An 11,193-nucleotide genomic window follows, 5' to 3' on the forward strand; every position below is an offset into this window, starting at 1 on the left:
AGGCTTCCGATATAGGAGCAACCCGCGCTGCCGCCATGCAAAAATACGGAAACGCTTGCGCGCTTGCGCGCGCGCCGAACCGTGCTACCCACGCGGTACACCGCTATCTCCCGAGAGGTTCGCCCATGTTTCGATCAACCGCGCCGCTGGCTCTTGCCGCGCTCGCCGCATTTCCTGCTTTCGCCCAGACTGCGCCTGCCCAGACTGCCCCCGTGCAGATGCCCGCAGCCGAGAAGAACGCAATCATCAATGCCGAGCTGCCTGCCGATCAGGCCGCAATGAAGGCGCATGTGATGTTCCTCGCCTCCGATCCGATGAAGGGCCGAGAGGCCGGCACCAACGAATTCGATATCGCGGCGCAATATGTCTCGGCGCAATTCTATGCCGCTGGCTTGCGGCCGGCAGGCGACGAGGGCTCGTTCCTGCAAAAGGTGCCGTTGCTCACGATCAAGCCGGCGGGCCAGGGCAGCATAATGCTGACCGCCAAGAAGGGCGCAACACCCGCGGCTCTGGTGTTCGGCCAGGATTATTATCCCTCGGCCAATGCGTCGCAGCTCGAATATTCGGTCACCGCGCCGGTGGTCTTCGTCGGCTACGGCATCGTCGGGCTGGGCCGCGACGATTACAAGGGCGTCAATGTGAAGGGCAAGATCGTCGCCTTTTTCGGCGGCGCGCCGAGCGCCTATCCGCCGGAGGAGCGCGCGCACCTGTCCGGGGCCGCCGCCAAGGCGGTGATCGCGATGAAGAAGGGCGCGGTCGGCTATATCTTACTCGAAGGTCCACAGGCCGGCCGGGGCAATTTGCCCTTCGCCGCGCTTGCGGGAAGCTGGGATCGGCCGCGCGTAACCTGGGCGAACGCCGACGGCACGGGCCATATCGCCGCGCCGGGCACGCCGGGCCTCGGCACGGTGAGCAAGGCGGGCGCCGCCAAGCTGTTCGACGGCGCCAGGACTCCCTGGGCGACCGTGCTCAGCCAGGCCCAAGTCGATGGCGCGGTGTTCAAGGCCGAGCAGCTGCCCGGCACGCTGAGCGTCACGCTCAAGACCGCGACTGCGCCGATGACCAGCTACAATGTCGCCGGCCTGCTCAAGGGCAGCGACGCGGCGCTCGGCGCCGAAGTCGTCGTGCTTTCCGCGCATCTCGATCATATCGGGATCGGCCGGCCCGATGCGAAGGGCGACACGATCAACAATGGCGCGATGGACAATGCCGTGGGCATCGCCTCGCTGATCGAAGAGGCGAAGCGCTTCAAGGCGTCGGGCAAGGCGCCGCGCCGCTCGATCCTGTTCCTCGCGGTCACCGCCGAGGAAAAGGGGCTGATCGGCGCGGATTATTTCGCCCACAACCCGACCCTGCCAAAGACGTCGCTGGTCGCCAACGTCAATCTCGACATGCCGATCATCAACTACAAGTTCGAAGACATCGTGCCCTTCGGCGCGGCGCATTCGACAATCGGCGAGATCGCGACCCGGGCCGCGGCCGAAATCGGCGTGACCGTCTCCCCCGATTCGCGCCCGGACGAAGCCTTTTTCGTGCGCTCGGACCATTATCGCTTCGTCCAGCAGGGCATTCCCTCGATCTTCCTTTGGCCGGGCGAAAAGGGCCCGGGCAAGGCCGCGGTCGATGCCTTCCTGGCGAACAATTACCACAAGCCTTCGGACGAGCTGGTGCAAACGCCCGCGATCGATTGGGAATCGGGCGTGCGCTTCGTCGATGTGAATTATCGCATCGCGCGCGCGATCGCCGATGCCGATCAGAAGCCGGTGTGGAACAAGGGCGACTTCTTCGGCACCACCTTCGGCGGGGCGATGGCCAAGTGATCCGCGCCTTCCTCCTCGCCACCACGCTCCTCGCCGCGGCTCCGGCCGCCGCGCAGGAGCTCTCGGCCGACGCCGCCGCATTGAAGGCGCATGTCGCCTTTCTCGCATCGGATGCGATGAAGGGCCGCGACACCGGCTCGAATGAGATCGCGATCGCCGAGCAATATGTAGCCGCGCAGATGCTCGCCGCGGGCCTCAAGCCCGGCGGCGAGAAGGGCGGCTGGCTCCAGGCCGTTCCGCTGATCAACTACAAGAGCGCCGACCACGGCGCCTTGACGCTCAAGCGCGGCAAGAAGGGCGAGACCATGGTCCCGCTAGTCTGGGGCAAGGACTATTTCGCCCGGGGCAACCCCCAGATCGCCAAAGTCGCGGCCTCGGGTGAGGTGATCTTCGCCGGCTATGGCGTGGTCGATAAGGCCAGCGGGTACGACGATTACAAGGGCCTCAACGTCAAGGGCAAGATCGTCGCCGTGCTCCGCGATGCCCCCCGCCACTTGAACAGCGACGCCCGCGCGCATCTGGGCCAGCCCGACGAGCAGGCGCGGACCGCCGCCGAGCATGGCGCGGTCGGCGTCATCCTGATCGAAGGCAATACGCGCCATGCCGTCTTTCCCTTCGCGGCCACGACCGGGGCCTGGGATCGCGCATCGATGACCTGGGCCGACGCGGGTGCCGCTTCACGCCCGAATGCGCCTCCCTTCGCCTATCTGGGCTTTGACGGCGCGGCCAAGCTGTTCGAGGGCTCGAAGTTCAAATGGGCCGACATTCTCGCGGCCGACAAGGAAGGCAAGAAGCTTCCCCGCGGCGCGCTGGGCGTCAGCGTGGAAGGCACGGCCAACACCACGATCACGCGGGTTGCGGGCAACAATGTCATCGGCATGCTCGAAGGGTCCGATCTCAAGGACCAATATGTCGTGATCTCCGCGCATCTCGATCATGTCGGAATCGGCAGGGCCGATGCGAAGGGCGACACGATCTATAACGGCGCGATGGACAATGCCGTCGGCATCGGCGCGATGATCGAAGTCGCCCGCCGCTTCCAGGCGGAAGGCAAGAAGCCCCGCCGCTCGATCCTGTTCGTCGCAGTCACGGCGGAGGAGAAGGGCCTGGTGGGCTCCGAATATTTCGCCGCCAACCCTAGCGTGCCCAGGGGCAGCATCGTCGCCGACGTTAATCTCGACATGCCGATCCTCACTTATGCGTTCGAGGATCTGGTCGCGGTGGGCGCGGATCACAGCTCGGTCGGCGCGACGGTCGCTGCCGCTGCCGCCAGCGAAGGCGTCAAGGTCGTCCCCGATCCATTACCCGAAGAGAATTTCTTCGTTCGCTCGGATCATTACAGCTTCGTCAAGGCGGGCATCCCTTCGGTTTCGCTCGATCTCGGGCCCGGGGGGCCGGGCGGCGCGGCGGCGAAGGAGTTCCTGGAAAAGCATTACCACAAGCCATCCGACGAGATCGGCCTGATCGACTGGACCCAGGGACTGCGCTTCGTGAAGCTAAACCACGCCATCGCCCGCGCGCTGGCGGATGCGGACGAGCGCCCCACCTGGAACAAGGGCGATTTCTTCGGGACGTTGTACAAGGGGCCGATGGCGAAGTGAGCATGCTCGCTCGGGCGGCGCTCGCGCTGCTCCTGATCGCCGCGCCCGCCGCCGCTCAGGATCTGCCCGCGGATCAGGCGGTCCTCAAGGCGCATATCCAGTTCCTGGCTTCCGATGCGATGCGCGGGCGCAAGGCCGGTAGTGCCGAGTACGACATCGCGGCCGAATATATGGCCGCGCAAATGGCGGCGCGCGGCCTGAAGCCGGGGGCCAATGGCGGATGGTTCCAGCCGGTCAAGCTCGCCACGTACAAGCCATCCGAAAAGGCGAAATGGACTCTTCGGCGCGGCGGCGCGGAGCTCCCGTTCCTGTTCGGCAAGGAATTCGTCAACGGCACAGGCGCGGGCGGGCCCAGCTTCGCGGCGGAGGGCGGATTGGTCTTCGCCGGCTATGGCCTGGTCTATCCGCAAGGCAGGATCGACGATTACAAGGGCCTCGACGTGCGCGGCAAGATCGTCGCGGTCTTCAGCGGCGTGCCCAAGGGGCTGCCGAACGAAGTCGCCGCGCATTTCTCCGACGACGATCAAAAGGCAGTAAACGCCGAGGCGCGCGGGGCCAGGGCCGTGATCCTGCTCGAATCGGCCGCGACGCGCGCGCAATATCCGTTCGAGGCGATCCAGCCTTTCTGGGATTATGCGCGCAGCGGCTGGGCTGATCCCCAAGGCAAGATCAGCGTGCCCGCGCCCGGCGCTCCCTTCGCCGGCTATGTCTCACAGGCCGGCGCGGAAAAGCTGTTCGCTGGCAGCCGGGTCAAATGGGCCGATGTGCTCGCCGCCGAAAAGGCGGCCGGCGCGCTTCCCCGCGGAGCGTTGACCGGCACGCTGGCGGTTTCGACCAGGATCAGCGTGCAGACCACCGACACCAAAAACGTGATCGGCCTGCTCGAGGGGTCCGATCCCGTCCTCAAGCACGAATATATCGTCCTATCGGCGCATCTCGATCATGTCGGCGTCGGCGATCCGGTCAATGGCGACCGCATTTATAACGGCGCGATGGACAATGCCGCGGGCAATTCGATGATGCTCGAAGTCGCCCGTGCGTTTCAGGCATCGGGCAAGCGGCCGCGCCGCTCCATCCTCTTCATTTCGCTGGCCGCCGAAGAAATCGGCCTCATCGGCTCGGACTATTTCGCACATCTGCCCGTGGTGCCGAAAGAGAGCATTGTCGCGAATGTGAACATGGACATGCCGATCCTCACTTACCCTCTCGAAGATGTAGTCGTGCTCGGCGGCGAGCGCTCTACCCTCGGCCCCGTGATCGCGGCGGCTGCGGCAACTGAAGGCCTCAAGGTCGTGCCCGATCCCGCGCCGGAGGAGATGTTCTTCGTCCGCTCGGACCATTACAGCTTCGTCAAGGCAGGCATTCCCGCGGTCTCGATCGACAGCGGCCCCGGCGGCGCGGGTGACGCCGCGCAGAAGAAATTCCTTGCCGAGAATTATCACAAGCCCTCGGACCAGATCGATTTGCCCTTCGACTGGAACTCGGTCGCGAAGTTCGCGCGCCTGAATTACGCAGTTGCCCGCGCGCTCGCCGATGCGGACCAGCGCCCGCGCTGGAACAAGGGCGATTTCTTCGGGCTGCAATTCAAGGGTTACGGGGCGAAATAGCCGCTGGGGGGACGGCACATATGCGCCTTCTGATCTTCGGCCCCGGCTACACTGCCTCTCGCCTGATAGAGCGGCTCGCAGGCAGCGCGCGCATCGCCACGGTCACGCGCGAGAATATCGGCGACACCGCGCGCACCGCGTTCGAGATCGCCCACGCCACGCACATCCTGTCCTCGGTTCCGCCCAGTGAAGGCGACCCCGTTCTCGCCGCCTACGAGCCCTTGATCGCGGCATCGGGTGCTTGGCTGGGCTACCTCTCCTCGACCGGAGTCTATGGCGACACGCAGGGCGCCTGGGTTGATGAAAGCGCCCCCACCGACACCGGCCGCCGCTCCGCCCGCGCGGAGGCCGATGCACGCTGGCTGGCGCTCGGCGCGCGCGTGTTCCGCTTGCCGGGCATTTACGGCCCCGGCCGCTCGGCGCTCGATCGCATCCCCACTTTCCGCGTCCACGCGCCGGGCCAGGTCTTCAGCCGCGTGCATGTGGATGATATCGCCGATGGCGTGATCGCCGGGTTCGGCGGACCTGCGGGCGCATATAACCTCGCGGACAACGTGCCTGCGCCGCAAAGCGAAGTAATTGCTTATGCCTGTGCGCTGCTGAGGATAAACGCCCCGCCGCTCGTTCCGCTTGCTCAAGCCGATCTCAGTCCCCAGGCCCGTGCATTCTATTCGGAAAATCGCCGCGTCGCCAACGGCAAGGCGAAACGAGTCCTGGGCTGGCGGCCGCGCTTCGCCGATTACCGGTTGGGCCTGCGCGCCGTCAATGCAATGACCAGCCCTGCCATCACCAGCGCCGCGCCGCCCGCCGCGAGCCACGACCAGACATAGCCCTCGAACAGGGTCGACAGCAGCATCGCGATCACCGGGATCAGCACGCCGGTATAGGCTGCCTTGGCGGGGCCGATCGTCTGAATCAGCCGGAAATAGAGGCTGAAGGCGAATGCCGATCCGAATACGCCAAGATAGAGCAAGCCGATCGTATAGCTCGGCCGCGCGTCGAATGTCGGGGGCCCCACTGTCGCCATCGAGAATAATGCATTGAAACCCGCGCCGGTGAGCATCCCCCAGCCGATCACGCTGGACATCGGATGACGGCGCGCCGTCCTCGTCCCCTGCATGACGTTCGCGCTCGATGCGCAGAGCACCGCCACCAGCGACAGGCCGATGCCGATCAGCGTCTCGCGCGTTCCCGCCGCGCTCAGCCGCGCCTCATGGACAAACAGCAGCGCCACACCCGCGATCGCCACCACCGATCCGATCAGCAATTGCCGCCCCATATGCTGGCCGAGGAAAATCCGCGCGAGAATGGCGTTGGGCACCAGCAGCAGTGCGAACACCACCGCTACGACCCCCGAAGTGATGTGCGCTTCGGCGCGATAGACCAGGTTGAAGTTGAGCACGAACTGCGCGAACCCCAGCGTCGCCGCAAACGCCATTCCGCGCGCGCTGAGCCAAAGCGCGTCCTTGCGCATCCATGCCCAGGCCAGCATCGCCGCGCCGCCGATCGCGAAGCGATATGCGATCGACCAGCTTGCCGGTACGGTCGCGATCTGGTCCTTGATCACCAGCCAGGTCGAGCCCCAGATCAGCGTGATGAGCGCGAAGGGGATCAGCACCGACAGGCGCGTAGATTGGGGAGGGCTCTCGCTCACAGCCCCGCTATCGCCTCAGCAAGCGGCCGTATCGCCTCCTCGGCCTGGTCCCAGCTCACCACCAGCCGCGCTTCGCCTACTCCCCAATCGTAGAAATCGAAGCCCAGTGCGCGCAGCCCGGCGGCTTCCTCGGCAGTCACGCGCAGGAACAATTCGTTCGCCTCGACCGGGTAGACCAGCCGCTCGCCCGCGGCCCGCGCCAGCAACTGCGCGCCGGCGTTGGCCGCGCGCGCATTGGCCAGCCACAGATCGCTCTCCAGCATCGCCAGAATCTGCGCCGCGGCATAGCGCCCTTTGGACGAAAGCAGCCCGGCGCGCTTGCGGCGATAATGCGTCGCGCCAGCCAGTTCGGGCTTGAAGAATATCAGGGCCTCGGCGCTCATCCCGCCATTCTTGACGAAGCCGAAGCTGAGCACATCGACGCCCGCCTTCCAGGTCACGTCGGCGGGCGCGCAGCCCAGATGCGCCACGGCATTTGCGAAGCGCGCGCCATCCATGTGCAGCCCCAGCCCGCGCGCTCTGGCGAGCGCTCCGATCACCGCGACTTCGGCGGGCGAATAGACCAGGCCGTACTCGGTCGCCTGGGTGATCGAGATGGCATGCGGCTGCACCTGATGCACGTCGTCGCGGATCCCGTCGATCACGCCGCTAATCGCGTCCGGGGTCAGCTTCGCGCCCGGGCCACCCACTGCCATCAGCTTCGCGCCGTGGGTGTAGAATTCGGGGGCGCCGCATTCGTCCACATGGATGTGCGCTTCCTTGTGGCACACCACGCCTCCATGCGGCGGGCAGAGCGCGGCGAGCGCAAGGCTGTTCGCCGCGGTTCCGGTCGCCACCCAGAATGCGCGAACCTCGGTGCCGAACAGCTCGGAAAACCGCCCGTCGAGCTGCTGGGACCAGCGGTCGCCATCATAAGCGGTGTCGAGGATGTTCACCTCGCCCAGGGCGGCGAGCACCTGCGGGCAGACCGGGGCGGCATTGTCGGAGAAGAAGCGCATCGCGATTCCTTGCGGGCGCTGGGGCGTCAGGTCAACGCCGCTCGTCGCGCCGCTCGGGGAAGCGGCGGTCAGGGATATTGCGGTCGTCCGGCGGCCCTTCCTCGTCCTCGGGCGCGATCGGCTCCTCCTCGCCGTCGCGCGGGCGGAGAATTTCGGTTTCGATCCCGCTGCCGTCGATGAACGCGCCGACGCCGTTGACCACGTCTTCCAGGTCGATCACGAAATTGTCGGGCTCGGTGGTGGGTTCGGGCGGGGGAATGCGAAGGTTGAGCGCGCGCGTCATGAAATCGCGCCACACCCGCGCGGGCAGCCCGCTGCCCGACAAGCCCGGATTGGGCGAATTGTCGTCATTGCCCAGCCAGACGCCGGTGACGATCCCGCCCGCATAGCCGATGAACAATGCGTCGCGATTGTCCTGGGTCGTTCCCGTCTTGCCAAAGGCCGGGATCGGCAGCGCCGCGCCGCGCCCGGTGCCCGATTGCACCACACTCGAGAGCAATTCGCGCAGCTGGTCGAGCTGGCGCGTGCTGAATCGCTGCGGCGCGCCCAGCCTTCGCGCCAGCCAGTCGCTCGCGGCTTCGTCGTCGCTCAGCCCCTGCGGGCGCACCGGATAGCTGCCGTTCGCCACGGCCGCATAGGCCGCTGTGAGCTCAAGCAGCGACACCGTAGACGTGCCGAGCCCCACCGATGCGTCGTTGCCGATCGGCGTGGAGATGCCCAGATCGCGCGCCGCCTGCGTGACGCGCGCCACGCCCAGCTGCTGGGTAAGCCGCGCCGCGACCACATTGCTCGATTTGGCGAAGGCCTGGCGCAGCGAAATCCGGCCGGCATAGCGCCCGTCGCTGTTCGCCGGCTTCCAGTCGCCGATCTGCACCGGCGAATCATCGACTACGGTATCGGGTGTCATCCCCGCGCGAAGTGCGGCGAGGTAGACGAACAGCTTGAAGGTCGATCCCGGCTGGCGGCGGGCCTGGGTCGCCCGGTTGAAAGTGCTCTGGGAATAATTCCTGCCGCCTACCATCGCGATCACGCGCCCGTCGGGCCGCATCGCAACGATCGCCACTTGCGACCGATTGAGCCCGGCATTCTTCACTGCGCGCTCGGCGGCCTGCTGCGCCGCGATTTCGAGCGTCGTCTCTACGGTCTGCTCGGTCGCGACTTCCCCGGCGCGGTCGCGCGCCTGGGGCAGCACCCAATCGGCGAAATAGGTGCCGTTGGGGAGTTCGCGGGTCTTGCCCAGCTTGAGCACTGCGGGGCGCACCCGCGCGGCCTCGCCCTTGGTCAGCAGCCCCGCGCTCACCATCGCCGCGATCACCAGCCTCTGCCGGTCGCGCGCGCCCTTCAGGTTTCCGGTGGGCGCGAGTCGGCTGGGCGCCTGCACCAGCCCCGCGAGCAAGGTCGCCTGGCTGATCGTCAGCGCATCGGCGTCGCAGCTGAAATAATGCTGCGAGGCGGCGCTCAGCCCATAGACATTGTCGCCGAAATACACGTTCGAAAGGTAGCGCGAGAGGATTTCGTCCTTGCTCAGCCAGCCCTCCAGCCAGAAGGCGATCAGCACTTCCTGGAACTTGCGCGTGGCGGTCCGGTCGGAGGAGAGGAAGGCATTCTTGGCGAGCTGCTGGGTGATCGTGCTGCCGCCCTGCGAGCGATCGTCGCTGGTCACATTGTGCACGAACGCCCGCATGATCCCGCGCGGATCGATTCCCATATGGCCATAAAAGCGCCGGTCCTCGATCGCGACGAACGCGTCGCGCACGTGCTTGGGCAGCTTCGCGGCGTCCACCGGCGCGCCGATCACTGCGCCGCGCCGCGCGATCGCCTTGCCCTCCGCCGATAGCAGGGTGATCGAGGGCGGGGCGGGGGGCTGGAGCGATTTGGAGAGCGGCGCGGTGAGCGCCAGCCAGCCCACCGCGACGATGAACAGCACGACGAACGCTGCGATGCTCCGCGTCAGCCATTTCCACGAACGCTTCCGGTACGCGACCGGCAGATTGGTGGTGTAGCCCCCGGCCAGCGCGGCCTCGCCATAATTGGGCGGCGGTGGGGGAGGCGGAGGCGGCGACACCGCGCGGCGCACGCGCTGGAGCACCGGCTCGGCCTCGGGCGGTGGCAGCCCCCCGGTCAGTTCGAGCGGCTCCGGCCTTGCGGCGCGCGGCTTCCACAGCTTGGCCTCGGGCCTGGGCGCGGGCGGTTCAGGCTGGCTGTCTGCCTGGCGGCGCAGCGGAAAGCGCACATCATTGGGAATGGGGTCGCGCGCCATATCAGCGGCTCTTACCGGTCACCGGGGCTGGAGAGAAGGGCGACCTCATAGTGTATTATTATAGTAATACGCACAGGAGCTCAAGTGTGAAACCTCAAGCCTCCAGCTCGACATCCCAGTAAAGCCAGTCGCGCCACGTATCGTGCAGGTGGTTCGGCGGAAAGCGGCGGCCATGTTCCTGGAGCTGCCAGCTCGTCGGCCGGATCGGCTCGATGTGCAGCGGCATGCGCGCTTGCCTGGGCGTGCGGCCCCCCTTGCGAAGGTTGCACGGCGCACAGGCGGTAGCGACATTTTCCCAGGTCGTGCGCCCGCCCTGCGCGCGGGGGATAACATGATCGAAGGTCAGGTCACGCTGGGTGCCGCAATATTGGCAGGCGAATTTGTCGCGAAGGAACAGGTTGAAACGCGTGAAAGCCGGGAATTGCGAAGGACGGACGAATTGCTTGAGCGCGATCACCGAAGGCAGCTTCAGTGTCGCGCTGGGACTTCGGACTTCGCGTTCGTAGAAGCTGACCACGTCCACACGGTCGAGGAACAGCGCCTTGACCGCGGTCTGCCACGGCCACACGCTGAGCGGATAATAGCTGAGCGGCGTATAATCGGCATTGAGGACGAGCGCAGGGCAACCATCCAGATGGCGGATCAGATCGGGATGATACATTCGTACCCCTTCGCCCGGTTGCGCGCTTCGCGTCTGCCAGCGAAGCGTGACAGGGATGAGACTGCACAGGCCGCGACTCGGGGTCAAGGGCCGGATTGATGGAAGTTGTTACTCGTTTCGCGCCAAGTCCCACGGGGCGGTTGCACCTCGGCCATGCCTGGTCCGCGCTCCTCTCGCACGACTTTGCGAGAGAGAATGGAGGCAGCTTCCTGCTGCGGATCGAAGACATAGACGGCACCCGCAGCCGCCCCGAGCATGTCGCCGCGATCCTCGCCGATCTGGATTGGCTGGGGCTCGCCTGGGATGGCGAAGTCACTTTCCAGTCGCAACGCCTGCCGCTCTACGATGCCGCGCTCGATCGCCTGAAGGCGATGGGGCTGCTCTACCCCTGCTTCTGCACCCGCGCCGACATCGCCGCGAGCCTCACCGCGCCACACGGCCTGGAGGGGGCGGTGTACCCGGGCACGTGCCGCGGCCTGCCCGCGCCGGATCTGAGCAAGCCCCATTGCTGGCGACTCGACCTGGAGAAGGCGCTCGCAAATCTCCCTCTCCCATCGGGAGAGGGAAGGGGCCCGCCGCGAAGCGGTGGGAA

9 protein-coding genes are annotated in these 11,193 nt (G+C 66.3%); 5 read left to right on the forward strand and 4 right to left on the reverse strand.

Annotation, left to right across the window (positions count from 1 at the left end; translation table 11 throughout):
• Positions 1-125: 125 nt before the first annotated feature.
• The 4 genes from VF617_RS09305 to VF617_RS09320 are packed head-to-tail and all read left to right on the forward strand — an operon-like array spanning position 126 to position 5,858.
• Positions 126-1,820 (forward strand): M28 family metallopeptidase, encoded by a 1,695-nt coding sequence (locus tag VF617_RS09305; protein ID WP_331014602.1) that lies wholly within the window; start codon positions 126-128, stop codon positions 1,818-1,820.
• Positions 1,817-3,421: a M20/M25/M40 family metallo-hydrolase gene (locus tag VF617_RS09310; protein ID WP_331014603.1), complete on the forward strand. Its 1,605-nt coding sequence runs from the start codon at positions 1,817-1,819 to the stop codon at positions 3,419-3,421. Before VF617_RS09305 ends, VF617_RS09310 begins: the two co-directional genes overlap by 4 nt.
• A 2-nt stretch (positions 3,422-3,423) precedes the next feature.
• Positions 3,424-5,028: a M20/M25/M40 family metallo-hydrolase gene (locus VF617_RS09315; RefSeq protein WP_331014611.1), complete on the forward strand. Its 1,605-nt coding sequence runs from the start codon at positions 3,424-3,426 to the stop codon at positions 5,026-5,028.
• Positions 5,029-5,048: 20 nt separating this feature from the next.
• On the forward strand, positions 5,049-5,858 hold the full coding sequence (locus VF617_RS09320) for an NAD(P)-dependent oxidoreductase (RefSeq protein WP_331014604.1): 810 nt from the start codon (positions 5,049-5,051) through the stop codon (positions 5,856-5,858).
• Here the strand turns inward: VF617_RS09320 and VF617_RS09325 are convergent.
• From VF617_RS09325 to VF617_RS09340, 4 genes are all read right to left on the reverse strand, one after another.
• Positions 5,768-6,682, reverse strand: coding sequence for a DMT family transporter (locus tag VF617_RS09325; protein WP_331014605.1), 915 nt, complete (start codon positions 6,680-6,682; stop codon positions 5,768-5,770). The two genes, VF617_RS09320 and VF617_RS09325, sit on opposite strands and share 91 nt — an antisense overlap.
• Positions 6,679-7,680, reverse strand: a complete 1,002-nt coding sequence (locus VF617_RS09330; RefSeq protein ID WP_331014606.1) for a threonine aldolase family protein — start codon at positions 7,678-7,680, stop codon at positions 6,679-6,681. Before VF617_RS09330 ends, VF617_RS09325 begins: the two co-directional genes overlap by 4 nt.
• A gap of 31 nt (positions 7,681-7,711) precedes the next feature.
• Positions 7,712-9,940: a PBP1A family penicillin-binding protein gene (locus tag VF617_RS09335; protein WP_331014607.1), complete on the reverse strand. Its 2,229-nt coding sequence runs from the start codon at positions 9,938-9,940 to the stop codon at positions 7,712-7,714.
• Between the two features lie 94 nt (positions 9,941-10,034).
• Positions 10,035-10,601 (reverse strand): HNH endonuclease, encoded by a 567-nt coding sequence (locus tag VF617_RS09340; protein WP_331014608.1) that lies wholly within the window; start codon positions 10,599-10,601, stop codon positions 10,035-10,037.
• Positions 10,602-10,699: 98 nt separating this feature from the next.
• On the opposite strand from VF617_RS09340, the gene VF617_RS09345 reads away from it, so the two are divergent.
• On the forward strand, positions 10,700-11,193 hold a 494-nt coding region (locus VF617_RS09345), incomplete at its 3' end, for a glutamate--tRNA ligase family protein (protein ID WP_331014609.1).

This window comes from Sphingomonas sp., from assembly GCF_036388215.1.
Taxonomy (GTDB): Bacteria; Pseudomonadota; Alphaproteobacteria; order Sphingomonadales; family Sphingomonadaceae; genus Sphingomonas.